This is a genomic window from Rhizobium sp. Root1212 (assembly GCF_001424985.1).
Taxonomy (GTDB): domain Bacteria; phylum Pseudomonadota; class Alphaproteobacteria; order Rhizobiales; family Rhizobiaceae; genus Pararhizobium.
In genome coordinates this window covers 856,104-880,122 of the sequence record NZ_LMDA01000001.1, presented here as the reverse complement: position 1 = coordinate 880,122, position 24,019 = coordinate 856,104, and the positions used below count along the sequence as shown (strand labels likewise).

General features: G+C 63.6%; 22 protein-coding genes and 3 tRNA genes. 12 read left to right on the top strand and 13 right to left on the bottom strand.

Translation table 11 applies throughout. From position 1 onward, the window contains the following. Positions 1-94 precede the first annotated feature (94 nt). Both ASC86_RS04200 and ASC86_RS04195 read right to left on the bottom strand, forming a co-directional pair. Positions 95-1,510 carry an aminotransferase class I/II-fold pyridoxal phosphate-dependent enzyme gene (locus tag ASC86_RS04200; RefSeq protein ID WP_056316453.1) on the bottom strand — a complete coding sequence of 472 codons (1,416 nt, stop codon included), beginning with the start codon at positions 1,508-1,510 and terminating at the stop codon, positions 95-97. Further along, positions 1,507-8,991 (bottom strand): type I polyketide synthase, encoded by a 7,485-nt coding sequence (locus ASC86_RS04195; protein WP_056316450.1) that lies wholly within the window; start codon positions 8,989-8,991, stop codon positions 1,507-1,509. The genes ASC86_RS04200 and ASC86_RS04195 overlap by 4 nt, the downstream gene beginning before the upstream one ends. Before the next feature lie 413 nt (positions 8,992-9,404). Here ASC86_RS04195 and ASC86_RS04190 point away from each other — a divergent pair, with 413 nt between their 5' ends. Then, a complete protein-coding gene (locus tag ASC86_RS04190; protein ID WP_056316447.1) occupies positions 9,405-10,580 on the top strand; it encodes a polysaccharide biosynthesis/export family protein in 1,176 nt (391 codons plus the stop codon). Positions 10,581-10,644: 64 nt separating this feature from the next. Here the strand turns inward: ASC86_RS04190 and ASC86_RS04185 are convergent, their stop codons facing one another. From ASC86_RS04185 to ASC86_RS04160, 7 genes are all read right to left on the bottom strand, one after another. Next, positions 10,645-10,926, bottom strand: a complete 282-nt coding sequence (locus tag ASC86_RS04185) for a hypothetical protein (protein ID WP_056316445.1) — start codon at positions 10,924-10,926, stop codon at positions 10,645-10,647. A 181-nt stretch (positions 10,927-11,107) separates the two neighbouring features. Beyond that, a complete protein-coding gene (locus ASC86_RS04180; RefSeq protein ID WP_244477516.1) occupies positions 11,108-11,350 on the bottom strand; it encodes a hypothetical protein in 243 nt (80 codons plus the stop codon). Then, positions 11,347-11,559 carry a hypothetical protein gene (locus ASC86_RS04175; RefSeq protein ID WP_056316444.1) on the bottom strand — a complete coding sequence of 71 codons (213 nt, stop codon included), beginning with the start codon at positions 11,557-11,559 and terminating at the stop codon, positions 11,347-11,349. Before ASC86_RS04175 ends, ASC86_RS04180 begins: the two co-directional genes overlap by 4 nt. A gap of 175 nt (positions 11,560-11,734) precedes the next feature. After that, the gene (locus ASC86_RS04170) at positions 11,735-11,917 is read right to left on the bottom strand and encodes a hypothetical protein (protein ID WP_056316440.1); all 183 of its coding nucleotides are present in this window, start codon (positions 11,915-11,917) and stop codon (positions 11,735-11,737) included. 162 nt (positions 11,918-12,079) lie between these two features. Beyond that, on the bottom strand, positions 12,080-12,472 hold the full coding sequence (locus ASC86_RS04165) for a hypothetical protein (RefSeq protein WP_056316435.1): 393 nt from the start codon (positions 12,470-12,472) through the stop codon (positions 12,080-12,082). 152 nt (positions 12,473-12,624) lie between these two features. Then, a complete protein-coding gene (locus ASC86_RS26840) occupies positions 12,625-12,870 on the bottom strand; it encodes a hypothetical protein (protein WP_156386929.1) in 246 nt (81 codons plus the stop codon). Next, positions 12,826-12,900 (bottom strand) — tRNA-Thr (locus ASC86_RS04160). The genes ASC86_RS26840 and ASC86_RS04160 overlap by 45 nt, the downstream gene beginning before the upstream one ends. 155 nt (positions 12,901-13,055) lie before the next feature. Between ASC86_RS04160 and ASC86_RS04155 the strand changes: the two genes are divergently transcribed. The 11 genes from ASC86_RS04155 (at position 13,056) to ASC86_RS04105 (ending at position 19,626) form a co-directional block, all read left to right on the top strand. After that, a complete protein-coding gene (locus tag ASC86_RS04155; protein WP_056318231.1) occupies positions 13,056-13,328 on the top strand; it encodes a hypothetical protein in 273 nt (90 codons plus the stop codon). Positions 13,329-13,481: 153 nt separating this feature from the next. Then, positions 13,482-14,774, top strand: a complete 1,293-nt coding sequence (gene murA, locus ASC86_RS04150) for a UDP-N-acetylglucosamine 1-carboxyvinyltransferase (protein WP_056316432.1) — start codon at positions 13,482-13,484, stop codon at positions 14,772-14,774. Positions 14,775-14,874: 100 nt separating this feature from the next. Continuing rightward, positions 14,875-15,312 (top strand): DUF2948 family protein, encoded by a 438-nt coding sequence (locus tag ASC86_RS04145; RefSeq protein WP_056316429.1) that lies wholly within the window; start codon positions 14,875-14,877, stop codon positions 15,310-15,312. 83 nt (positions 15,313-15,395) lie between these two features. Next, positions 15,396-16,700, top strand: a complete 1,305-nt coding sequence (hisD, locus tag ASC86_RS04140) for a histidinol dehydrogenase (protein ID WP_056316426.1) — start codon at positions 15,396-15,398, stop codon at positions 16,698-16,700. Further along, positions 16,697-17,179, top strand: a complete 483-nt coding sequence (locus tag ASC86_RS04135) for a UPF0262 family protein (protein WP_056316424.1) — start codon at positions 16,697-16,699, stop codon at positions 17,177-17,179. The genes hisD and ASC86_RS04135 overlap by 4 nt, the downstream gene beginning before the upstream one ends. 7 nt (positions 17,180-17,186) lie before the next feature. Beyond that, entirely contained in the window at positions 17,187-17,663 is a 477-nt protein-coding gene (locus tag ASC86_RS04130) for a low molecular weight phosphatase family protein (RefSeq protein ID WP_056316421.1), read from the top strand. Between the two features lie 126 nt (positions 17,664-17,789). Then, the gene (infA, locus tag ASC86_RS04125) at positions 17,790-18,008 is read left to right on the top strand and encodes a translation initiation factor IF-1 (RefSeq protein ID WP_004435948.1); all 219 of its coding nucleotides are present in this window, start codon (positions 17,790-17,792) and stop codon (positions 18,006-18,008) included. An 81-nt stretch (positions 18,009-18,089) separates the two neighbouring features. Beyond that, a complete protein-coding gene (locus ASC86_RS04120) occupies positions 18,090-18,710 on the top strand; it encodes a Maf-like protein (protein WP_056316419.1) in 621 nt (206 codons plus the stop codon). 3 nt (positions 18,711-18,713) lie between these two features. After that, positions 18,714-18,920: a DNA gyrase inhibitor YacG gene (yacG, locus tag ASC86_RS04115; protein ID WP_056316416.1), complete on the top strand. Its 207-nt coding sequence runs from the start codon at positions 18,714-18,716 to the stop codon at positions 18,918-18,920. Positions 18,921-19,111: 191 nt separating this feature from the next. After that, positions 19,112-19,187 (top strand) — tRNA-Phe (locus ASC86_RS04110). Positions 19,188-19,314: 127 nt separating this feature from the next. Then, positions 19,315-19,626 carry a hypothetical protein gene (locus tag ASC86_RS04105; protein ID WP_056316413.1) on the top strand — a complete coding sequence of 104 codons (312 nt, stop codon included), beginning with the start codon at positions 19,315-19,317 and terminating at the stop codon, positions 19,624-19,626. A gap of 44 nt (positions 19,627-19,670) precedes the next feature. On the opposite strand, the gene ASC86_RS25560 is transcribed toward ASC86_RS04105, so the two are convergent. From ASC86_RS25560 to fdhE, 4 genes are all read right to left on the bottom strand, one after another. Then, positions 19,671-19,766: transfer RNA gene (locus tag ASC86_RS25560), tRNA-Sec, on the bottom strand. Between the two features lie 58 nt (positions 19,767-19,824). Next, the gene (gene selB / locus ASC86_RS04100; protein ID WP_056316411.1) at positions 19,825-21,729 is read right to left on the bottom strand and encodes a selenocysteine-specific translation elongation factor; all 1,905 of its coding nucleotides are present in this window, start codon (positions 21,727-21,729) and stop codon (positions 19,825-19,827) included. Next, on the bottom strand, positions 21,726-23,102 hold the full coding sequence (selA, locus tag ASC86_RS04095; protein ID WP_056316407.1) for an L-seryl-tRNA(Sec) selenium transferase: 1,377 nt from the start codon (positions 23,100-23,102) through the stop codon (positions 21,726-21,728). The genes selB and selA overlap by 4 nt, the downstream gene beginning before the upstream one ends. Then, positions 23,102-24,013: a formate dehydrogenase accessory protein FdhE gene (fdhE, locus tag ASC86_RS04090; RefSeq protein WP_056316404.1), complete on the bottom strand. Its 912-nt coding sequence runs from the start codon at positions 24,011-24,013 to the stop codon at positions 23,102-23,104. Before fdhE ends, selA begins: the two co-directional genes overlap by 1 nt. Positions 24,014-24,019: the final 6 nt, after the last annotated feature.

The window sequence follows — 24,019 nt, the reverse complement described above, 5'->3', positions numbered from 1 at the left end:
CCGGGGGGCTTCCTCATCCGGCCCTTTGGGCCACATTCTCCTCATTGGGGAGAAGGGAGGGTATACCGCACGTTCATAGAAAATAGCGGTGTCCTCAGCGACTGGCCAGTTTGGAAATCATCTGCTGGATGTCGACGGAAGCGAGGCCGAAATTGCGTTCGGTCAGCTCTTTCAGCTTCTCCGCCGTCAGCGTCACGGTATGGCGGATCTGCTCTTCCGTATGTTCGCTGGTGATGAAGAAGCGCAGGCGCGCCAAACCCTCCGGCACCGCCGGATGGATGATCGGCAGGGCATTGATGCCGGCTGCGAGCAGATCGTTGGAAAGCTGCACGGCCCGCAGCGAATCGCCGACGAGTACCGGCACCACCGAAAACCCGGCGCTCAAGCCCGTATCGAGGCCCGCTTCCTGAGCAAGCTTCAGAAACAGTGCGCCGTTTCGCCTGAGGGCGGTTGCCCGCTCCGGCTCATGCTCCAAGATATCGAGGCTTGCGATCGCCGACGCCGCCAGGACGGGCGCGAGGCCGACGCTATAGACGAAGCCGCCGGCCGTCGCCTTGAGAACGGCGGTCAGTGCCGCGCTACCGGCGATATAACCGCCGCAGCTCGATGTCGTCTTGGAGAGCGTTCCCATCCAGATATCGACCTGCGAGGCATCGATGCCGAAATGCTCGAAGGTGCCGCGGCCACGCTTGCCGAGAATGCCGAGCGAATGGGCCTCGTCGACCATCAGCCAGAAACCGTATTCGGCCTTCAGCTTCATGATCGCAGGCAGGTTGGCGACATCGCCATCCATGGAATAGACGCCCTCGACGATCACGAGGATGCGGCGGTAATCACCGGCGACGGTGCGCAGCACATGTTCCAGATCGTTGGCGTCGTTGTGCTTGAACAGGCGGCGCGTTGCCCCGGAAAGCTTGATGCCGGCCAGCGCACTGTTATGGATGAACTCGTCATGGACGACGAGGTCCTTCGGCCCCATCAGGCAGCTGATGGCGGCGACATTGGTGAGATAGCCGCTGACGAAGCAGACCGAGGCTTCGACGCCGTAAAAGGCGGCGATACGCTCCTCAAGCTCCGCATGGGCGGGGCGCTCGCCGGCCACAAGGCGGCTTGCCGAAGCGGAAATGCCGAAGGTGTTGATGGTATCATGGGCCTGCGCCAGCACGTGCGGGTGCTTGTTGAGGCCGAGATAGTCGTAAGATGCGAAATTGATCAGCTTGCGGCCGTCGATGATGGTGGTGGCACCTGCCGCCGTCTGGTGCTCCCGGTAGAAGGGATTGGCGATGCCGAGCTGTTCGCCGGCAATCTTCTGGGTCAGCACCTGCTTGTATTCCGGTAGGTCCTCGAAGCGCGTCTGCTTGCGGCGCACCGGCGGCGGCACGTCCCGTTCGGTGCGTGCCATCCGGTTGCGCTCGGACGATTGATGCGTGTTGCGCATCCGGTCCAGCAGGTTCTGCTTGACGCTGCTGGCCATCTTCGAGCCGGTCTGGCCGTCGTCGCTCTTGCTCATTGGCTCACTGCCTTTTCCGCATCCAGGCCGTGGCGCTGCGCCAGCTCGCTGACCATCCGGTTGTCGCCGGCATCGTCGTCATCAGCGCCGCCCTGGTCGCGCTTGCTGACCTTTTCATAGAGCTTGCGCGCCACGTCGCCGACCGTGGTGTTGTCGGCCACGCCGCTAAGCGGCATGTCGAAACCGGTATTCTGCTGGAAGCTGATGCCGAGTTCCACCGCCATCAGGCTGTCGAGGCCGATTTCCTTGAGGACCTTGTTGCGCGAGACCGTATCCTTCGAAACGCGCAGGATCGCGGCGATCTCGCCGGCCACCAGATCGAAGAGCATGTCTTCGGCTTCCTGCGGCGACTTGCCTTCGATCATCGCCACCAGATCCAGCTCGCGGCCATCGCCGCCCTGGGTGTTCTGGTCGGCGCTGCGCAGGATGACCTCGAACAGGGCATTGCGCACGACCGGCAGATTGCGGGCCGCGGCCCAATCCAGCTCGGAAACCATCGCCACCGCCGCATCGACGGTGCCCGGATCGGAGCGGATATAGGCTTCCACCTGCGCAAGCGCCGCCTGCGCCTTCAGCGCGGTCTTGCCGATGCGCTTGGAAAGCAGCTCGTTGACGTCAGCGTTCTGGGTGAGATAGCCGGCATCGGCAATCGCGCCAAAGCCGATGGCAAGGGCGGGAAGCCCCTCGGCGCGGCGCGACCGCGCCAGGCCTTCGAGATAGCCGTTTGCCGCGACATAGTTGCCCTGGCCCGGATTGCCGACCAGCGTCGTTGCCGAGGAGAACAGGATGAAGCGGTCGAGCTTGTCGGCGCGCGTCAGGCGGTCGAGCACGGCGGCGCCCTTGGCCTTGACGTCGATGACTGGCTTGTTGCGGGCGCGATCGAGGTTGGTGATCAGCGCATCGTCGAGCACCATGGCTGCGTGAATGACGCTCTTGATCGGGCCGATGACGCGCAGCTTGCCAAGCAGTTCGGCAGCCGCAGCCTCGTCCGTGATATCACAGGCATGCACGGTGGCCGAAACACCCTTGCGCGTCCAGCGTTCCATGGCGGCCAGCGTCTCTGCATCGGCAATGCCGCGGCGGGTGCTGAGCGCGATGTGACGTGCGCCCTTTTCCACCAGCCAGTTGGCGGCGGCAAGGCCGAAACCGCCGATACCGCCGACCACCAGATGAACGCCGTCATCGGCGATGGCAAGCCGGTCGCCGGCATGCTTTGCGATCTCATCCTTGCCGGAAACCGGCGGCACGACGACGATCTTGCCGATATGGCCGGCATTCTGCATCAGCCGGAAGGCATTGCCGATCTCGTCGAAATGGAAGGCGCGGTAGGGCAGCGGCACGAGCTTGCCCTCTTCGAAGAGGGTGCCGATTTCGGTGAAGATCTTCTTCGTCAGCTCCGGCGCATTGACCAGCAGCTGGTCGGCATCGATGCCGAAATAGCTGATATTGCGGCGGAAAGGCCGAAGCCCGATCTTGCTGTCGGCATAGTAGTCGCGCTTGCCGAGTTCAAGGAAGCGGCCGAAGGGCTTGACCAGCTCCAGGCTCTTTTCCATCGCTTCGGCAAACAGCGAGTTCAGCACCAGATCGACGCCTTCGCCATTGGTTACGCTGCGCACGTCATCGACGAAGGCGAGCGTGCGGCTATCGAAGACATGGTCGGCGCCGAGCATCTTGACGAAGCGGCGTTTTTCGCGCGTGCCGGCCGTGGCGATCACGGTGGCGCCGGCGAGCTTGGCAATCTGCAGTGCGGCAAGGCCGACACCGCCGGCCGCGCCGTGGATCAGCACTGTCTCGCCGGGCCGCATACGGCCAAGTTCCATCAGGGCGTAATAGGCCGTGAGGAAGGCGACCGGCACGGTGGCGGCTGCAACGGGGCTGATGTTTTCCGGCAGGCGCGCGACGCCCGAGCGGGAAACGACGGCATGGGTGGAGAAAGCGGCCGGCGCGATCGCCATGACCGCATCACCGATGAAGAGATCGGTAACGCCGCTGCCGACGGCAACGACATGGCCGGAAAGCTCCATGCCGATGGTCGCGCCGGCAAAGCCGTCTTCCAGCGCTTCTTCCGGCAGCAGGCCCATGGCCCACATCACATCGCGGAAGTTGAGACCGGTCGCGGCAACGGCGACGACGATCTCGCCGGGGCCAGCCGTTGGAATATTGGCCTCTTCCCAGACGATGCTGCCGACCTGCGAGCTGACCTGCTGGCGAATGGTCGCGGCCTTGAAATCGCGGGTGCGACGCAAGGCCTTGCCGACGGGGCCGGGCACGGCGCGTAGTTCGCTGAGTGCGCCGGTCTCGGCGTCCACCAGCCATTCGCGATTGCCGTTCGTCTGGTCGAGCGCGGCAAGGGCTGCGGAAATGCCAACGGAAGCGTCGCCCGTCACATCCAGGCAATGGATGTCGACCATGTCGTATTCGTTTTGCAATACGCGGGCGAAGGTCCAGAGGCCGCTGTTGACGGCATTTCCAGCCTTGCCAGCCGTCACCGGCGCGCCGCCCGGCAGGACGAGCGCCAGCCGCGGATGGGTTGCGGGTTCCGTACCGTTGTAGAAGGTGCGAATAGCTTCGGCGAAGGCGCTGAGCGACAGGACTTCGCTCTGGAGTGCGTTCGAATCGGAAAGCGTATCGGCAGATGCCGCCGATGCGACATAGATCGCCCGGACCGGCTTGCCATGCAGCGCGGCAAAGGCCGCTGCGAGGCGCGCTTTGTCATCGTCGAGTTCGCCGGCAAGCGCGACGGGGATGAGGTTTTCAGCTGGCGTCACCACTGTCGCGCCGCCATGCAGCAACAGCACCGGATCGGCGGAGGCTGCGGTCTCATCGGCAACGGCGGGTTCGGTCAAGCCGCTCTGCGCTTCGATGGCGATGATGTTGCCATAGGCGATTTCGCGATCCTCGACTGTGACGTTGCGCAGGCCGAGATCGTCGAGGCACTTCTGCCACTGGCTGGTAGTCGCCAGCCGGCCGACCGGGAATTCGACGGCCTGGCTGCGGGCAAACCAGTTTTCGGTCAGGCCGAATGCGAAATCGCTGAACATGGTAGGCGCGTTGGCCGCCATGACGAGGCCGCCGCCGGAGCGCAGCTTCTCCCGGATCACGCCGCGCAGCGCAGTGTCTTCGTCGATCAGGCTGAAGACCGAACCCGAGGCACTGACCAGCAGGTCGAAGGCCGGAATATCGGCGATCTCGTCCTTCTTCAGGACGTGAACATGGGCGTCGTCCTCGAAGGCGATTTCGAGGTTGCGCTGGGCGTTTTCCCGCGGCTCGACGATCGCCAGCACCGCCTGATGGCGGGCGGCCAGATTGGCGAGGCTGCGCGAGAAGGCGGGCGAAACAGTCCCGGCCTCGACAATGCGCAGGCTCTTGGTCGTCCCGGCAGAGGTCAGCGCCGTTTCGACGGCCGCCAGCACCAGCTCGGCCCGCGCCCGTGTTGCCGGCGAATGCACGGCCTGATGATCGAGCGTCGCTTCGCTGATGAAGGCGGGCGAATGCGCGTCTTCCTCGATGCCGGCCTTTTCGGCGGCGTGAAGGGCGTCGATACGCTCCAGTGCTTCGGCATAGGCATCGTTGATCAGAACGGCCTCGACCACGCGTTCGGAACGTTCGCCATAGACTTCCTTGAGGATGTCGGCGACGTCAGGCAGGGCGTATTCCGGCTGAATGATCCATTCGCTGGCCTTGTGCTCGCCGAAGCCGGCATCCTCGAGAATGTAAAGACAGTTCGCCAGGAAACAACGGAAAGCAAAATCGCCGGGCAGGGCGCGCGGATCGATCTTGGTCTTGCCCTTGGCAAGCTTCAGCGCGATCTCGTGGCAGGCGCGGTAGATCGCGGCATTGAGCAGCAGCGTCGTGTTGTCGATGCCACCCTCGTCGGACGGGGTCATCAACGGCAGCGGCAGTGCGACGGGCTTCCGCGCCGAAAGCTGCGAAGGCACGGCCTCGTAGTGGAACGACAGCATATCCAGCGTCTTCTGCTGGCGCAGATAGGTGCGGCGGAAGCGGCAGTCGTCGAAGGCTGCGATGATCTTGCCGTCCTTGCCGTAGAAGCGGAACTTCGCTTTGATCGAATTGGCGCTGACGCGCTCGATCTCGACGATCGCGCGGGCGATCGTCTCACCGGAATCCAGGACACGGACCGAGCCGAAACGCACCGGAATATAGGGTGCGCCGCCGGCATCCCCGGAAAGCCGGTCGAAGAGCGCCACCAACCCGTGGAAGGTGGCATCGACGGAAATCGGGTTGAGGCTGTAGCGGATGAAGGGATGGCCGGCGTCCGCCGGTGCCTTCAGCTCCACGTCGATGAAACGGTCGCCATAGGTGACGGCCTTGGCCATCAGCTGGAAATGCGGGCCGTAATCGAGACCGAACTGGCGCGCGGTTTCATAGGCGCGGGCCGGCAGCACCGTACCCGTCGCGGCAAGGCCGGCAAGCGCCGGAACCGCCTCGTTGCGCGACACCGGCTTGCGGCTGCGAGCAACGGCATGAATGGCCCAGTCGTCTTCTGTCAGGCGTTCGCGCGAGCGAATTTCAATATCGCCGGTTTCCGGCGAAATCAGCGTCGAAAGCTCCATCAGGCGGCTGTCGGACAGTTCCAGCGGCCGGACGATCTCCAGATTGGTGATCTCGACCTCGGACGTGCCGTAATATTGTTGGGCGGCAGAGACGGCGATTTCGATGAAGCCACTGCCCGGCAGGATCGCCTTGCCGTCGACGACATGCTCGGCGAGATCCGGGAAGAGATGGGCGTCGATATGGTTTTTCCAGCTGCCGCCGTTGGGGTCGGCCCGCCAGCCGTTCAGCGTATAAGACGCGCCATTGCCGCCGAAGAGATCGATCGTGTCCGATGTCGAAGCCGGGCGCAATTCCGTCAGCTCGAACGGCAGGTTCGGCAGGCGGACATGGGCGTTGCGGCGGCCGAAGAGGCGCGCGCCATCGAAGGCCGCGCCATTGGCGATCGCGCGGGCCATCGAGCGGGAAACCGGGTCCTGTCCCTTTTCGCCGGCGTCGCGCGACAGGGTGGGAACCACCATGCCGGTGACCGTCGCCTGCTTGATCGTTTCTTTGAGATAGGAGCCAAGGATCGGGCGTGGCGAAATTTCGACGAAAAGCGTGCAGCCGAGTTCGATCGCGGCTTCCGTCGCGGCCTGGAAGCGCACCGGCTCGCGCACGTTCTTCCACCAGTAATCGGGATCGAGCTGCGTGCCGTCCAGCCGTTCGCCGGTCACGGTCGAGATATAGGCCAGTTCCGAGCGGCGCGGCGCGATATCGGGGATATCGGCGAGGAACGCCTTCTTGGCCTGATCGATGATCGGGTGGTGGAAAGGATAGTTGATGTCGAGGATCTGCGCCGGGATCTTCGCCTTGCGAGCGGCATCGCGGAAGGCGGAGATTTCGTTTGCGGGACCGGACAGGGTCACGGAATTGTGGGCGTTGATGGCGGCGACGCAGATTGAATCGAGCCCGCGTGCCTTGGCGAACTCCATCGCCGGCTCCGGCCCCAGCATCGCGGCGGCCATGGTGCCTTGCCCTGCAAGCAGGTCCTGGTGCAGCGAGCGCTTGGCGACGATCGAGACCGCATCGACCAGCGACAGGATGCCGGCCGCATAGGCGGCGGCGATTTCACCCACCGAATGGCCGAAGACCGCCGTCGGCTTGATGCCCATGGCGACCAGCGAATCCGAAAGCGCGGCCTGTACGGCAAAGAGCAGCGGCTGGGCGATCTTGGTATCGGCCAGCTTCCGGTCGAGTTCAGGATCGTTCAAGAGATCGATCAGCGAGATATCCGCATGGAACTTGAACAGCGCGCTGACCGAGGTGAAGCACTGGCGGAAATGCAGGTTTTCGCGGAAGGCCTCGACACCCATGCCGGCCCATTGCGAGCCGTTGCCGGAAAACACGAAGGCGACCTTAGCATCCTTCGTCACGGCTTCGCCGACCTCGCCGATGTCGGCGGACGGGTTTTCAAGATAGCTGGCGATGGCGCGGACGATATCGTCGGGATTGTCGCTGCGGGCGGCAAAGCGGTGGCGCATCAGCGTGCGGTTGGCGCCTGAGGCGGCGATGACCGAGCGGGCTTCGTCGCGCGACGCCCTGGCGAATGTCGCCTTGTAGGACTTGAGAAGCTCGGTCAGGCTGCTTTCCGTATGGGCGCTGGCGAGGAAAACGTGGCCTGTCGCATTGTTGCGCGAACGCTCGTCCTGGATCGGGTCCGGATCGGAAATCACGACGTGGGCATTGGCGCCGCCGAAGCCGAAGGAATTGACGCCGGCAAGCCGGGCGCGCTTGCCGCGCAGCAGTTCGATCGGGTTGGCGGTGACGCGGACGTTCAGGCCGTCGAAATCAATATTGTCGTTCGGCGTATCGAAATGCAGCGAAGCCGGAAGATAGTTATTCTCCAGCGCCATCACGGCCTTCAGCATGCCGAACAGGCCGGACGCCGGCTCGGTATGGCCGATATTCGACTTGATCGAGCCGATCGGAACCGGCGCGCGCCGGTTTGCGCCGATCACCGTGCCGATCGACCAGACTTCGGCCGGGTCGCCGACCTTGGTGCCGGTGCCGTGGCCTTCGACGAAGGCGACCTGGTTGGCGTCGATATTGTTGCCGTCATAGATCGCGCGCAGCAGGTTCGCCTGGGATTCGCGAGAGGGCAGCGAGATGCCGTTGGTGCGGCCGGCGGAATTGACGCCGGTCGCGACGATCTTGGCGTAGCTGCGGTCCTTTTCCTGACGGGCACGATCTGAGCGGCGCAGCACGAACACGACGCCGCCTTCGGCGCGAACATAGCCGGCGCCGTCATTGTCATAGGCGCGGCAAAGGCCTTCCGGCGACAGCATGCGCGCCTGCGCAAAGCCGACGAAGGAGAGCGGATGGGCAAGGATATTGATGCCGCCGACGATGGCGGTGTCGATCTCGCCGGCGTTCAGCGCCCGTATTGCCTGATCGAGCGCGACCAGCGAGGAGGAGCAGGCCGTATCGATTGTCATGCTCGGGCCGCTGAGGCCGAAGATGTGCGAAATGCGGTTCGAGACGATCGACAGCGTGTTGCCGGTCATGAAATAGGGACCGGCGGCTGCCGGGTCCTGAGCCGTCAGGTTGGCATGGTCAAGGCTGGAGGCGCCGATGTAGACGCCGACATTTTCCCCATGCAGCGACGGGATGGAGATATTCGCGTCTTCCAGCGCCTGCCAGGCGAGTTGCAGCAACACGCGCTGCTGCGGGTCCATATGCATGGCTTCGCGCTGCGACATGCCGAAGGCGGCGGGATCGAAATTATAGATGCTGTCGAGCACACCGGCGGCGAAGGTATAGGTCTTGCCGGGAATGCCCTGGGAGGGGTGCCAGAAGCGCGCGAGATCCCAGCGATCGAACGGAATGCTGCTGACGGTGCACTTCCCCTGCCGCAGAAGCCGGAAAAGGGCCTGCGGGGAATCGGCGCCGGGAGCGACGCAAGCGCGTCCAATAATTTCAACTGTCATATTCAATCGAGCGCTCTAAGCTTCTGTGAGTTGTCCTGCTGATCGCATTTGAACTTCAAAAATGCAATCGGAACTTCCAGTCTGTCGCCTCGCTCCCGAGGGGCGGGCATATATCTTCACAAGCTACATTTGTGAACCTCTAATCGATGTTCACCAGCTTTCAACCTTTTTCATGCGAAAATACACAGGTTGCACAGACGTCCCAAACAAAAATGAAGACAGGACGTAACGCTTGTGGGCAGCTATTGCATGAAAGGCGCACCCGTGAATATTTGCGTGCAACCTCGCCGAAATGGCTTGTTGTGGGACAGCGATTGTGCTTTTCAAGGGCCAATCGGAAGTCCGGTTTGAATGCACGGCCCCGGCGCGTCCCCTTATATAAAGCGCTAAAGGCCGATTTCGGAGTGGTTTCATTGAACCGTTTGAATGTGATCCTGATCTGTACCGTTCTGGCGGGTTGTCAGGCAGTTCCGGGCGAAGGCCCTCTCTCTTCTGACATTGTCAAGGATGCCGGCAAGTCGTCGCAGGAGATCGGCCGTGAGAACACGGTCGCTTATGACGTCATCGATGTCGATGCCCGTTCCGCACGCCTCGTTTCCAACTATGTCGCAACGGCGCTCAGCCGTAAATTCGGTATCGGCGGCGGCGTCGGTCAGGTCGTCATCGGCGTCGGCGATGCGCTGAAGGTCACGATCTTCGAAGCCGGCAGCGACGGCCTCTTCTCGACCACCGATTCGAAGCAGACCAATCTCGACCTCATCGTGCAGCCGGATGGCGGCGCGTCTATCCCCTATGTCGGTCATGTGCAGTTTGCAGGCAAGACGCTCGAACAGGCGCGGCAGACGATCCTCGATGCCCTCGTCAAGAAGGCGGTCGAGCCTGACGTCGTGGTCACCAGCCTTGCCACGGCATCGCGCAACGTCACCGTCTCGGGCGCCGTCGCCCGCTCTTCGGTCGTGCCACTGAACCTCGTGCCGGAAACGATCAACGAGGTGATCGCCAAGGCCGGCGGTCCGGTCGCGCAGCCTTATGAAAGCTACATCACGCTTGTTCGCGGCAAGAAGACCGGTACGGCGCTGTTGAAGACGATTATCGAGAACCCGTCCGAAAACATCTTCGTGCGCCCTGGTGACCAAATTTACGTCACCCAGGACCCGCGCACATTCACCGTGCTCGGTGCGACCAAGCTGAACAAGCGTATCGATTTCGGCGCCAACGACCTGAACCTGCTCGAGGCCGTTGCCATGGCCGGTGGCGGTTCGGATGAAGTCGTGGACGCCAAGGGCTATTTCGTTTTCCGTTACGAAGAGCCGGATGTCGTCATGAGCCTGCTTGGCACCGAGCGCTTCAACGCAATGCTACGCAAGGGAATGCAGCCCGACAGCGTTGGCCGCTATCCGATCGTCTATCGTCTCGACATGTCCCATGCCGATAGCCTGATGGTCGGCCAGACCTTTCCGGTCAAGAGCCGCGACGTAATCTACGCATCCCGCCATCCCTCGGTGGATTTCGCCAAGTTCCTCGGCATCGTTGCGCGTCCTGTGGCGGTCGCGGCGACGACGACAGCCATCGTAGATCGCCTCAACTGAGTGGCATCGCAGAAACGGAAAAGAAAAAATGGCCGCCCTGTGCGGCCATTTTCATGTCCGGGCCTCAGCCGTTACCGAGCGAGAGATCGGGTATGATGTCACGGCGGATGAGCTTCACCGAGCGGTCGGGTTCTATGACATAGGTCTCCACAGCCATACCCGTTCCGTAGGCGAAGCGGTGTTGGAACTTGCTGCCGACAGGGGACTTGGTGAGCTTCGTCCTTGGCTGGCCGCCATAAGTGATGCTGCCGGGAACGGGCTCGACCGACCCGGAAGGGGTCGAGCAGGACGCGAGCAGGGTGGCGGCCGAGATGGAGATGGCTGCTGCAAGGATTTTCGAGGACATGACGATCTCCAGGCGTGGTGTCCTTTCAACATAATAGTGTCTCCTTCACATTCAAGTTGTACACGCGCTACTTGACGAAAAGGATGGCAAGTGTCTCCGCAGACGGGCAAAAAGAGGCGGCGGCAAAGAGTGGTCACGAGGGCTTTCCGGCGTTGCGTCAACCGCCAGGTGCTTGGCTGGTTCAGACCAGCGGGCTGTCGCGATGGCGGGATACGTCCTCGTTCAGAGCATAGGCGATGTCGCTTGCATCGTCCTTGCCAAGCCCGGTCAGATCGCGGCCGTCGGAGGCTGCGGGCAGGCCGGTGAGTACATCCACGACCGTCCAGCAGCCATTGCTTTCCTGCCGGATTTCGTAGCGCTTTTCCTGCATCGGCTCCCCACGGTCGATGGCTGCATCGTCATCGTCCATTTGATCGTCGTTCATGATTCTTCGTCAAGTCCCCCGAGAACGCGTTCGAGCAATTCGTCCTCCTGACGCACGCCATGACGATAGAGCGTCAACACATAGGCGGCGACCGGATCGCGGGCGTCGCTGCCGATCTCGATGTTTCTTGCGGCACAGGCAGCGTCGAACACTCTCTGGCACAGCTCGACATGCTGTGGATGCATCGGCTCGTTGCGCCACTGACCCATGACTTACCCCTTTTCGTCTGCTGCGATCACTACGACGTTGGATTTTGACGAAATGGCGGCAAGGGTGCGCGATGACAAGGACAAGCGCGCCGATTGTGGACAGAGGGGTGACCGGAGGGCATGGGGGCTTGGGTGTTCGCATATCGGCCACCCCGTGTACTGGCGGCTTCGGCGGTCAGTGGCGGGTACCATCCTGCTGGCTGGTTGCGAAGACGAAATGCAACTGGCCGTTCCTGTCCTGGGCCGGCTGGGTCAGGCGCTGCGTATTGGCGCGGTGGGCAAGGGCCCGTTCGCGCAGAGCCTGCGAGCGCGCGACGGTAGCGCGAACCCTCTCGATCAACTCCTCTGTTCTGCTCATCTTGGTCTCCTTTGCCTCCGGTTGGCGGTGTCCGGGACGATACGAACTTATATGTTCACTATATGTTCTATTTTCAGGAAGGTCAAGATTTGCGTTCGCCCCCTCGGCAAGCCGGTAGAAAGGAGAAGGGAACAGCAATGCCACAAGTCAGCGGCAGCGGTTTCAGGGCGTGGTTTCGAGCGCCTCTTCCTCGGCATAGGCGCCGCTCAGCGCGGCGATGCAGAGGGCAAGCGCGGGCGTTGCCGCGGTGTAATAAGGGCCGTCGTCGATCTTGGCAGTCCCGCCTTCCTCGTCCCAACTGACGCCGCCGATCGAGCCGGGCAGGACGGTGCGGGCCAGAAGATAGGCGTCCTCAAGGTTTTCGGTAAAGCGTGGCAGCGGAGCCTCGCCGCCGTTCTTCGGATAAAGCCAGACCACCTTACGCGCCTTCTGGTCGTCTTCGCCCAGCATCTGAACCTCGCGCTTGTAGCCCGCGACGATGCCGATAGAGATATCGAGATCGTTGTTCGGTCCAGTCGCATGCTGAAGCTGCAGGATGAGATCGGAGATGGCCATGGGGAGGGACGGTCCTTTCGTTTCGGGCTTCCCCTAACGTTTTGGAAGCGATCGATCAATCCGGCTCGATGGGTGGAGCCGCAGCAAATGTGCAGGTGAGCCTCATTTGCATCTATCGTGCCGGCGAACAGATCGACTATGCCGTCCCGGTCTTATGGTCTGGTTAACAAAAGCGATATGCCCTGCCCGACACCGATGCACGTCGTCGCGATCGCCCGGTGGGTGCCCCGCTGCCCCAACTTCAACGCGGATGTCAGGTCGAGTCGCGTACCGGACATGTCGAGGGGATGGTCGAACGTGATGGCGCCGCCAACACAAAAACCAGAATGTTCAGCGTTTTCAGAGGAGAAAAGTGGTGCTGCTAGAGAGATTTGAACTCTCGGCCTCTCCCTTACCAAGGGAGTGCTCTACCCCTGAGCTATAGCAGCATCCGGCGCCGTGGATCAGTCCGTTTCGGCGCGAGCGAGGGCCTATTGCCATAGGTTTTTCGCAAGTGCAAGCGCCAATCCGAAGTTTTCGTGACGCAAGCGTGGAAAAGCGTGGATGGCTTCCGGTCGAAGCCGTTTTGCGCTATGGCGGCAGCATGGATAAAAACGAGGATCAAAACAACGGCGATCTGCCGTCGAAGTCTGTGCGTTCGCGGGCCACAGAGGCCGAGCGGCAGGCCGAGGCGCGGCGCGAGCGGGCCGCAAGGACGCTGCGCGAAAATCTGCTCAGGCGCAAGCAGCAGGGCAGGGCGCGCCGCGCGGGTGCGGCAGATGAAACGTCCGGCCTGCCGGCCGCCCCATCCGAAGAACGGGCAAATCAGGGTGAACCTGCGGAACTTGCCGCAAAAACGCACGAATCAGGCGAATAAGGTCGTCAAAGCTGCAGGCGGCCGTTGCCGTCCCCCGTTTCGGCCCGTCTGCGGTGCAATGTTCTTCTCATTTCCCGGCGCTTCGGCTATGAGGCGCAATCCCATCAGGAAGATTGTCTTCTAGGAAAGGCGGGCAAGGCCCGTAGGTGTCATATGGACCGTATCAGAATTACCGGCGGCAACGAACTGCGCGGCATCATCCCGATTTCCGGCGCGAAGAATGCAGCTCTGCCGCTGATGATTGCCTCGCTCCTGACCGACGACACGCTGACCTTGGAAAACGTGCCGCATCTGGCCGATGTCGAGCAGCTGATCCGCATTCTCGGCAACCACGGCGCCGACATCTCCGTCAACGGTCGCCGCGAGCGCCAGGGCGAAAGCTACGCCCGCACCATTCATTTCACCTCGCGCAACATCGTCGATACGACCGCTCCCTACGAACTGGTCTCGAAGATGCGCGCCAGCTTCTGGGTCATCGGCCCGCTGCTTGCCCGCGAAGGCAAGGCCCGCGTTTCGCTGCCGGGCGGCTGCGCCATCGGCACGCGGCCGGTTGATCTATTCATCGAAGGTCTCGCCGCCCTCGGTGCCAACATGGAAATCGATAGCGGCTATATCAATGCGACGGCGCCGAAGGGCGGCCTGATCGGCGCCCGCTACGTCTTCCCGAAGGTTTCGGTTGGTGCGACCCATGTGATGATGATGGCGGCCACGCTCGCCAATGGCGTCACCACCATCGGCAACGCCGCCCGCGAACCGGAAGTCGTCGATCTCGCCAATTGCCTCAATGCAATGGGCGCCAAGATTTCCGGCGCGGGCACGAGCACGATCACCATCGAGGGCGTCACCTCCCTCTCCGGCGCCCGCCACCGGGTGCTGCCGGACCGCATCGAGACCGGCACCTATGCCATGGCCGTTGCCATGGCCGGCGGCGATGTCGTGCTGGAAGGCACGAATGCGGCTCTGCTCGACACCGCGCTCGAAGCCATCCGCCGCGCCGGCGCTGAAATCACCGAGACCGAAAGCGGCCTGCGCGTCGTGCGCAACGGCGGCGGCATCAAGCCGGTCGATATCGTCACCGATCCGTTCCCCGGCTTCCCGACCGACCTGCAGGCGCAGTTCATGGGCCTGATGACCCGCTCGAACGGCGTTTCCCACATCACCGAGACGATCTTCGAAAACCGCTTCATGCACGTGCAGGAACTTGCCCGCCTCGGTGCGAAAATCTCGCTCTCCGGCCAGACGGCCAAGATCGAGGGCGTCGAGCGGCTGAAGGGTGCGCCGGTCATGGCGACCGACCTGCGCGCCTCCGTCTCGCTGGTCATCGCCGGCCTGGTGGCGGAAGGCGAGACCATGGTTTCACGCGTCTATCACCTCGACCGCGGCTTCGAGCGGCTGGAAGAAAAGCTGAACCGCTGCGGCGCCAATGTCGAGCGCGTCAGCGACTGATCTTTGAAGCCGCAGCCCGCTGTTGCGCAAAGCGCCGAGCCGTCCTATGTCCTTCATGACGGTCAGGTCATGGACGGCTGCGGCAAAGGGTTGGACACGCATGGATACATTGAAGCTGATGGCGCTCGATGCCGAGGATTTGGAGATCGTTTCCGCCCATGTGCAGGATGCGGTCTTCAAGGTTTCCGGGCTTGCTTTCGACGGGCGTTCAGGCCAGTTTTCCATCGAGGTCAACCGTTTCGTCTGGGAAAAGGCGGCGGAGCGCTCCAAAGCTTACGAGCGCCGCCGGAGCCTGCTTCTCTTCAAGCGGGTGAATGCCGTGCGTTCGATCGGTTTTGACAGGAGCGATGCCGACAAGGTGCTGTCGCTACTGGCGCTCAATTTCGAGCGCAAGGGCGAGGGGCCGGAAGGTACGCTGGAATTGCTTCTGTCGGCCGATGCGACGATCGCGCTGGATGTGGAATGTATCGAGGCCCAGCTTGCCGATACCGGCGGGGCATGGGAAACCGGATTGAAGCCGCGGCATCCGGCGGTTTGAATGAATTCGGGGCTGCCGCCCGTCTCCCGGCAGCAAAGCCGGTGCGGCTTTGGCAGTATCTCACATGACAAGGACCTGATCGCGTGGCTGTTCGACTGGATACCCTCTCTCCCGCCTTCGAGAAGGATTTTGCGGCCTTTTTGACGACGAAACGCGAGGTGTCCGAGGACGTGAATGCAATCGTGCGCTCCATCATCGAGGACGTGCGCGCACGCGGCGATGCGGCGCTTGCCGATTATACACGCCGTTTCGACGGGCTCGACTTTGCTGTCACGCAAATGAAGGTGACGGCCACGGAAATCGATGAGGCGATTGCTGCCGTACCGTCTGAAGTGCTGGGCGCGTTGAAGGTCGCGGCCGTGCGCATCGAAGCGCACCACGCCCGCCAGCGCCCGAGAGACGATATCTACGAGGACTCGATGGGTGTCGGCCTCGGCTCGCGCTGGACGGCGATTGATGCCGTTGGCCTTTACGTGCCGGGCGGCACGGCGAGCTATCCGAGTTCGGTGCTCATGAATGCCCTGCCGGCCAAGGTCGCCGGTGTCGAGCGCATCGTCATGGTCGTGCCGGCCAACGGTGGCGTGATCAATCCGGCGGTGCTCGCCGCCGCGCGCATGGCGGGCGTCGAGGAAATCTATCGTATCGGCGGTGCCCAGGCGATCGCAGCCCTTGCCTATGGCACCGAGACCATCGCGCCGGTCGCCAAGATCATGGGGCCGGGCAATGCCTATGTCGCCGCCGCCAAGCGGCAGGTCTTCGGCACGGTCGGTATCGACATGATCGCCGGCCCCTCCGAAGTGCTGGTCATCGCCGACCGCGATAACAATCCCGACTGGATCGCCGCCGACCTTCTCGCGCAAGCCGAGCACGACGCCGGCGCCCAGGCCATCCTGATCACCGACGACGCGGCCCTGGCCGCCGCCGTGGAAGCCGCAGTCGAACGCCAGCTGGCGCTACTGCCGCGGGCGGAAACGGCGCGCGCCAGTTGGCGCGATTTCGGCGCCGTCATCCTGGTGCCGGATCTTGAGGCGGCCGTGCCGCTGGCAAACCGCATCGCCGCCGAGCATCTGGAGCTGGCCATGGCCGGTGCCGATGCGATGATCCCGAAGATCCGCAATGCCGGCGCGATCTTTGTCGGCGCCCACACGCCGGAAGTGATCGGCGATTATGTCGGCGGCTCGAACCATGTGCTGCCGACGGCGCGTTCCGCCCGCTTCTCGTCCGGCCTCGGCGTGCTCGATTATATGAAGCGCACCTCGATCCTGCGCCTCGGCCCGGATCAGCTGCGCGATCTTGGACCGGCTGCCATCGCGCTCGCCCGCTCCGAGGGGCTGGAAGCCCATGCCCGCTCGGTGGCAATCCGCCTTAATCTCGGGGACGAAGGATGACGAAACCCTCCGGCGGCCACCGTCTCTGCGATGTCGTGCTGGACGAAACCATCGGCCGCTCGACCCCCGATGTCGAGCACGAGCGCGCGGTGGCGATCTTCGACCTGATCGAGGAAAACACCTTCGAGCCCCTCGGCCATGCCGGCGGGCCTTATCGGCTGAAGCTGTCGCTGGTCAATGCCAAGCAACTGGTGTTCGCCATCAGCACCGAAGGCGGCGAGGACGTCACCACTCACATCCTGTCGCTCACGCCCTTCCGCCGCATCGTGAAAGACTATTTCATGATCTGCGAGAGCTACTACGAGGCGATCCGGCAATCGACACCGAGCCAGATCGAGGCGATCGACATGGGCCGTCGCGGCATTCACAATGAGGGTTCGCAAACCCTGATGGACAGGCTGGAGGGCAAGATCAAGGTGGATTTCGACACCGCCCGCCGGCTGTTCACGCTGGTCTGCGTCCTCTATTGGCGCGGGTGACGGCATGATGGAGGCGCTCGCTCCCGAGCATGCTACGGAAAGGAAGCCGCCCGGCTCCATTCTGTTCATGTGCGGCATGAATGCGATCCGCTCACCGATGGCCGAGGCCTTGGCAAAAAGCATTTTGCCCGCCGGAACCTATGTCGCCTCTGCCGGTGTGCGCCCTGGCGAACGCGATCCCTTCGTCGATGTGGTGATGGCGGAGCTTGGCCTTTCCGTCGGCCGCCATCAGCCGCATTCGCTGGACGAACTGGAAGACGATTATTTCGACATGATCGTGACGCTTGCGCCGGAGGCTCACCACGCCGCGCTGGAGCTGACCCGCTCCATGGCGATCGACGTCATCTACTGGCCGACGCCCGATCCGACCACGGCGCGCGGCACCCGCGAGCAGATCGTCACCGCCTATCGCGAGGTGCGCGACCATCTGGCGACCCTGATCCGGCATCGTTTGCTTGCGCGAAGCCCCTCAAGGGTGCCATAGAGCAGACAAATCCAGGAAAAGCGGGATCATCGCTGTTCACAAATGGACGGTGATTGTGTAGTTTCCGCCCAAATTTTTAAGGGACGCCCCCTGCGTCCCGACCGAAACCAGAAAGACATACCCTACATGGCGAAAGAAGAAGTCCTCGAATTTCCGGGCGTTGTTACCGAATTGCTGCCGAATGCGACCTTCCGCGTAAAGCTTGAAAACGAACACGAGATCATCGCGCATACCGCGGGCCGCATGCGCAAGAACCGCATCCGGGTTCTCGCCGGCGACAAGGTGCTGGTCGAAATGACCCCTTACGACCTGACCAAGGGCCGTATCACCTATCGCTTCAAGTAAGCGTGGCCGCCAGCCGCTGACCGGCTTCACAGCCGGCCCCGGCGTCGCCCGGAACCGAAATCGAACAATGGCCCTGTTGCGATGGCGTTGACACAAAAGCTTATCCTCGCCTCCGGCTCGCCCCGCCGCGTCGAACTTCTGGCGCAGGCCGGCATCGAGCCGCAGCGCCTGATGCCGATGGATCTCGACGAGACACCGAAGCGGGCTGAGCATCCGCGTTCGCTCGCCTGGCGTCTTGCCGGCGAAAAGGCGCGGGCGGCGCTTGCCGCCGTAAAGGGCGAGCCCGGCTGGGACGATGCCTATATCCTGGCAGCCGATACCGTCGTTTCCGTCGGCCGGCGCATTCTCGGCAAGCCGGAGCTGGTGAGCGATGCATCGAGCGCGCTGCATCTCCTGTCCGGTCGCGGCCACCGCGTCTATACCGGCATCTGCCTGATCACCCCGGCGCGGGCCGTGCGCCAGAAGGTGATCGACACCAAGGTTCGCTTCAAGCGGCTTTCGACGCGCGACATCGATGCCTACATCGCTTCGGGCCAATGGCGCGGCAAGGCGGGCGGCTACGGTATCCAGGGCATTGCCGGCAGCTTTGTCGTCAAGCTCATCGGCTCCTACACCAATGTCGTCGGCCTGCCGCTGCAGGAAACGGTGAACCTGCTTTCCGGCGAAGGATACGATATCCACAGCCGCTGGGCCGAAGGCTGAGCTATGGCTGAAGATATGGAAAAGCCGTCTTCAAAGGTCACCCCGCTGCGCAAGACGATGGCATGCCCGGAATGCCGCCGGCCCTCGCACCGCGAGCATTACCCCTTCTGCTCGGACCGTTGCCGCAATGTCGACCTGAACCGATGGCTGACCGGCGCTTACGCTATCCCCGTTGCCGAAGACGAGACGAAGGCAGACGGCGAAGACTGATCCTGCTGGAAAAATTCGCACGATAACTCTTGAATTTCAGATATTTGCGCGTTTTTCCAAAAACCTCTCAAAAAAACGTCATTTGGTGCTGGACACCGCCGAACAGGATGTTATAACCCCGCTCGCTTCCGGGGCGAACCAAGCGCCCCACGGTTTCCGAATTGGAAACAACTGCTTCACGAAGCAGGGATGCCCGGATAGCTCAGTTGGTAGAGCAGCGGATTGAAAATCCGCGTGTCGGTGGTTCAAATCCGCCTCCGGGCACCATTCTAAGCCCTTATTTCGTTACGTTGTTACATGCCTGCTTGTCGTCTAAAGTTTCGGGTTTGACGCTTCTGCGCGCCGGGTTTGTTAATTTTCGTTTGTTCAATTCGAGTTCGAACTAATCATTGCGGTGGTCTGGACCAATCCGCTTGTCATCGTACAGGCGACGGCGGTGATCTTCTCCTGCTATATCGTCGGCCGTTCGCTGGTCGCGGACCCGACCGGCAATCTCGTGCACCAATGTGGGCAGGTCGCGGAAATCTTCCCGATCAATGTCGATCTCGGTCTGGTGCGTCAGGTCCGCGCGCAGGGCGCTAACGGCCTTGGCCAGGTGCTGAAGTCGTACCGCGACCGTGACGTGGTGTTCTCCACCTATGAGAACAATGGCGCCTCGGCCTATCTCGACAGCCTCGGCCCGCTTGCGCCCATGGCCAAGCGGTGATGCCGTCGCGCTTCGCCCGTTGAGCCGGGGTCAAATCCGGCCGCTGGCGGAGGGGAGTGGGGGTCGAACCCACCCGAGACAGTCTCGCTGCCCCAACCGGATTTGAAGTCCGGCCGTCCCACCGGAGACGATTCCCTTCCTGAAGCAATTCCAGCAAAAGTGCGAAGCGGTTTTGCGTCCGAAATTGCGTATGCCGTTCTAGCGATCGAACAGATCGATGCGATGGGGATTTATGCGGCGCAAGTCGCCTTTGCGCAAGGTCAAGCCGAGCCGATCGAAGAAATCGAGGATTTCGATGGCGACCTTGCGGCCGTTGTGGACGCGGTCGCGGAAGGCGGGGGCGGTAAACCAGCCCTCCGGCGCCTTCGCTGCCACATCCCGCACGATCGCCGCCATTTCCTCCGTCACCTCGCGTGCGAAGAAATGATCGTGGGCGATCTGGTCGGTGCGGCCGAGTTTTTGCGTCAGTTTCAGGACGCGCCGCACCTCACGCTCATCCATGCCGAACGCGTCGGCGAGATCGCGCACGCGTGGCGGGCGGAAACGGCTTTCGCCCAGAAGCTCCGGCTGGATGCGCAGCCACAATCCGTCATCGACCGGCGAGAGCCGCACCTCGTGGCCGGGCAGGCGCAGGAAAGCGCCGTCGAGCACCACGCCGCCGGCTGCGGCCTGCATCTTCAGAAAGGCGAGGAAGGTTTCCTTCGGCAGGCGAGGGCGCAGGGCAAGACGCAGCCGTTCGCGCCCGATGCCTGCGAGATCGGGATTTTCGGCATGGAAGGCGGTCAATTGTTCGGCCAAATCTCGTTGCAGGCCGTGGAAGGCCGCCGGGGAGAGGGCAAATCCGCCGACCGTCTCGGCTTTCGCGGCGGCAAGGATGCCGGGCAGGGCGCTTTCGGCAAGGGCGCGGTCGCGCATAAAGATGGCGAGATCGACAGGGGCGACGGCGATCAACCCGGCAAGCGCCTGTGCCGGATCGGCAGCGCGGGCGGCGGCGAGGGAGGCGAGCCTTTCCGGCGTGCCGCGCTTTCTCGCCGGCGGGCGAAGATCGAGGAAGCGGCCGCCGCCGATCGTGCGGCTGGCAGAGGTGTCGCGCAGGATGAAGCGGTCGCCGATGGAGGCGGCGATCGGGCGCTCGAGAACCAGTTGCACGAACCCCTCCTGTCCCGGCGCAATCGGCCGATCGAGCGGAACGATGCGCGTGCCGGCCTCCTCCGCGTGGCTGTGCAGCCGGGCGGGAAACCAGGTGCCGACGGGTTTGGCTTCCGATGCGAGCACCGAGAGCACGGCATCGATCCGGTCGGTGGGAGCATGGAGTGCAGGTGAGAGCACAATATCGCCGCGCCGGATGGCCTCCTTTGTCACCCGCTCGCCGGCAAGGTTCAGCGCGCAGCGCTGGCCGGCGAACCCTTCCGTCGCCTTGCGGTTCTGCGCATGGATGCCGCGCACGCGGGCCGTCAGGCCGGAGGGGCTGACGGTGACCGTATCGTCGAGCGCGACGCGGCCGGAGAGCATCATGCCGGTGACCACGGTGCCCGCGCCGGAAAGCGTGAAACTGCGATCGACGGCAAAGCGTAGCGGGCCGTCCCGTTCCCGCGCGGCTGTTTCGGCCTCGGCGGCGGCAAGGGCGGCGCGCAGGGTTTCGATACGCTCGCCAGTCACGCTTGAGACGGCGATCACCGGCGCGTCGGCAAGTCCGGTACCGGCAAGGGCGGCGCGGATTTCCGCCGTCGCCTCGGCGCGCCGCTCCGGCCCGGCGAGGTCGGCCTTGGTCAGGGCGACGATGCCCCTGTCGATGCCGATCAGGTCGAGGATGGCGAGGTGTTCACGCGTCTGCGGCATGATGCCGTCATCCACGGCCACCGCCAGCAGCGCGAAATCGATGCCGCCGGCGCCGGCGAGCATGGTGTGGATCAACCGTTCATGGCCGGGCACATCGACGAAACCGGTGATCGTGCCGCCGCCGAGATCGGCATAGGCGAAGCCGAGGTCGATGGTGATGCCGCGCGCCTTTTCCTCGGCGAGACGGTCGGCATTGGTGCCGGTCAGCGCTTTGATGAGCGCGGTTTTGCCGTGATCGATATGGCCGGCCGTTCCGACGATCATAGGGCGGCGAGCGCCGAAAGCAGCGCTTCGTCCCGGTCGAGGCAGCGCAGGTCGAGCACCAGCGCTCCATCACGGATATGGCCGATCACCGGCACGGGCAGCGCCCTCAGCCGGGCGGAGAGCCGGTCTGGCGCATCGCCGCCGTCCCCCGTCAGCCGCAGGCCGGCGCTTGGGATCGTATCGACCGGCAGGGCGCCCGAGCCGACCTGGCTTTTGCAGGGAGTGGGGGCCGCCGAAAAGCCATGCGGGACAAGCAGCGCATCGACTGAAGGGGCGAGACGGGCAGCCTGCGCGGCGATGTCACCCTCGGGGCGGGCGAGGAAGCGCAGGGTCGGCAGGCGCTCGCGAAGCCGGTCGGGATCGCGGTAGAGTCTCAGCGTCGCTTCGAGTGCGGCGATGCGGATCTTGTCGAGCCTCACGGCGCGCTTCAGTGGATTGCGGTTGATGGCGGCGATCAGATCGCGCCGGCCGACGATGAAGCCGGCCTGCGGCCCGCCGAGCAGCTTGTCGCCGGAGAATGTGACGAGATCGGCGCCCTCGGCCACGGCTTCCGCCACGGTCGGCTCGCGCCGCAGGCCGAAGACGGAGAGATGGATCAGCGAGCCGGAGCCGAGATCGTTGAGCAGCGGCACGCCGGCCTTCCTGGTAATGCCGGCCAGTCTCGACGCAGGGACTTCGGCGGTAAAACCTTCGATGCGGTAGTTCGATGTGTGGACCTTGAGAATGACACCGGTTTCCGGCCGGATCGCGCCCTCATAGTCGCGGGCATGGGTGCGGTTGGTGGTGCCGATCTCCACCAGCTTCGCGCCGGCACGGGCCATGATGTCGGGCATGCGGAAGGCGCCGCCGATCTCGATCAGCTCGCCGCGCGAAACGATGGCCTCGCGGCCTTCGCTGAGCGTATTGAGGGCGATCAGCACGGCGGCGGCATTGTTGTTGACGATGGTAGCGTCCTCGGCGCCCGTCAGGTCACGCAAAAGCCCGCGCAGATGGTCGTCGCGCCGGCCACGCCCGCCGCCGTCGAGATCGAATTCTAGCGCCAGCGGATTGGCCATGGCAGCGGTTGCAGCGCGGACGGCTTCTTCCGCAAGGATGGCGCGGCCGAGATTGGTGTGCAGCACCGTGCCGGTGAGGTTCAGCACCGGGCGAAGGCCGGAGCGGGCGGCAATGGTGAGGTCTTCGGCGATCTGGCGCGGCAGGTCGGCCGCAAGTGCTGCGCCGTCCTCGCCGCCCCGAATTTTCTCCCGCGCCATTTCGAGCCGCGCCCGGATGGCGGTGACGACGGCGAGGCGGCCGTGTTCTTCGACCAGCGCCAAGCCCTCGGACGCGATAAGCAGTTGGTCGACGGAGGGAAGCGCGCGAAACCCCTGCATCAATAGCCCGAAAGATAGGGGTTGAAGCCCCCGCGACGGAAATCCGTTTCCTTCATCAGCATGTCGAGGCCCAGACTGCCGATATCATCGGCGATGGGGTCGAGGCTCGGGTTCTTCGCCATATAGAAGATTTTGACCCAGGAATGGCATTCCCCGCAGGTCTCGGCCTTCACCGTGGCCTCGGTGGTTTCGACCGAGCGGTAGCTGATGCCCTTGGTCGAGCCGCAGCACAGGCATTTCACCCGCACCTCGTTCCACTGCGTGGCGCAGCAGGCGCAGGTGGCATAGCGCACATTTTCTATGCCCTGCGTGCCCATGACCGAGGAGGTGGCCGGGCGGCCGCCGCAGGCGGGGCAAAGGCCGACGCCCACCGGCACCAGCGCGGCCGCATCGAGCGTCGCGGCCAGCCGCGCCATGTGGACCTGCACGGCGGCGGCGGCGAAGAGATGCGGGGCGGTGCTGTCTTCGGGAATGCGATCCGACAGGATGTTGGAGAGCAGCCAGTCGCGGTCCTCGGCATTGGCGGCGCGCACGGCATTCAGCGCAACGCGGGCAGGCTCGGGCATGGCAAGCTCGGTGACGCTCTCGGTGAAGGCGACGAGTGTCGCAGAAAGGGCGGGATCGCGGGCGCGTGCCCGCCGGTCGATAGGCGGCATCCCGCCGCGTGCCGCTTCAGCGATGCGGGCCGCCGTCATCGGTGCGGCCGGCGGCAGCGTTGCCGCAAGCCGTGCCTGCAGGCGCGAAAGTTCGGAAAGGAACGTTAGATAGGGCGCAAGCGCATTGCTTGTGGCAAGGAAAGCGAAACGGCGGGCGCGCGCCTGGAAAAGCTTGACCGGCTCGGGCAGGAAGGCGAGCGGCGGCTTCGGCACACCACCGATGAGCGAGGGGTCGGGCTGCAGGTCTTCCGCCATGGGCTC

Coding starts and splice junctions, on each gene's coding strand:
- ASC86_RS04200 (WP_056316453.1), bottom strand. CDS start 1,510: ATGAGCAAGAGCGACGACGGCCAGACCGGCTCGAAGATGGCCAGCAGC.
- ASC86_RS04195 (WP_056316450.1), bottom strand. CDS start 8,991: ATGACAGTTGAAATTATTGGACGCGCTTGCGTCGCTCCCGGCGCCGAT.
- ASC86_RS04185 (WP_056316445.1), bottom strand. CDS start 10,926: ATGTCCTCGAAAATCCTTGCAGCAGCCATCTCCATCTCGGCCGCCACC.
- ASC86_RS04180 (WP_244477516.1), bottom strand. CDS start 11,350: ATGAACGACGATCAAATGGACGATGACGATGCAGCCATCGACCGTGGG.
- ASC86_RS04175 (WP_056316444.1), bottom strand. CDS start 11,559: ATGGGTCAGTGGCGCAACGAGCCGATGCATCCACAGCATGTCGAGCTG.
- ASC86_RS04170 (WP_056316440.1), bottom strand. CDS start 11,917: ATGAGCAGAACAGAGGAGTTGATCGAGAGGGTTCGCGCTACCGTCGCG.
- ASC86_RS04165 (WP_056316435.1), bottom strand. CDS start 12,472: ATGGCCATCTCCGATCTCATCCTGCAGCTTCAGCATGCGACTGGACCG.
- ASC86_RS04155 (WP_056318231.1), top strand. CDS start 13,056: ATGGATAAAAACGAGGATCAAAACAACGGCGATCTGCCGTCGAAGTCT.
- murA (WP_056316432.1), top strand. CDS start 13,482: ATGGACCGTATCAGAATTACCGGCGGCAACGAACTGCGCGGCATCATC.
- ASC86_RS04145 (WP_056316429.1), top strand. CDS start 14,875: ATGGATACATTGAAGCTGATGGCGCTCGATGCCGAGGATTTGGAGATC.
- ASC86_RS04135 (WP_056316424.1), top strand. CDS start 16,697: ATGACGAAACCCTCCGGCGGCCACCGTCTCTGCGATGTCGTGCTGGAC.
- ASC86_RS04130 (WP_056316421.1), top strand. CDS start 17,187: ATGGAGGCGCTCGCTCCCGAGCATGCTACGGAAAGGAAGCCGCCCGGC.
- infA (WP_004435948.1), top strand. CDS start 17,790: ATGGCGAAAGAAGAAGTCCTCGAATTTCCGGGCGTTGTTACCGAATTG.
- ASC86_RS04120 (WP_056316419.1), top strand. CDS start 18,090: ATGGCGTTGACACAAAAGCTTATCCTCGCCTCCGGCTCGCCCCGCCGC.
- yacG (WP_056316416.1), top strand. CDS start 18,714: ATGGCTGAAGATATGGAAAAGCCGTCTTCAAAGGTCACCCCGCTGCGC.
- selB (WP_056316411.1), bottom strand. CDS start 21,729: ATGATCGTCGGAACGGCCGGCCATATCGATCACGGCAAAACCGCGCTC.
- selA (WP_056316407.1), bottom strand. CDS start 23,102: ATGCAGGGGTTTCGCGCGCTTCCCTCCGTCGACCAACTGCTTATCGCG.
- fdhE (WP_056316404.1), bottom strand. CDS start 24,013: ATGGCGGAAGACCTGCAGCCCGACCCCTCGCTCATCGGTGGTGTGCCG.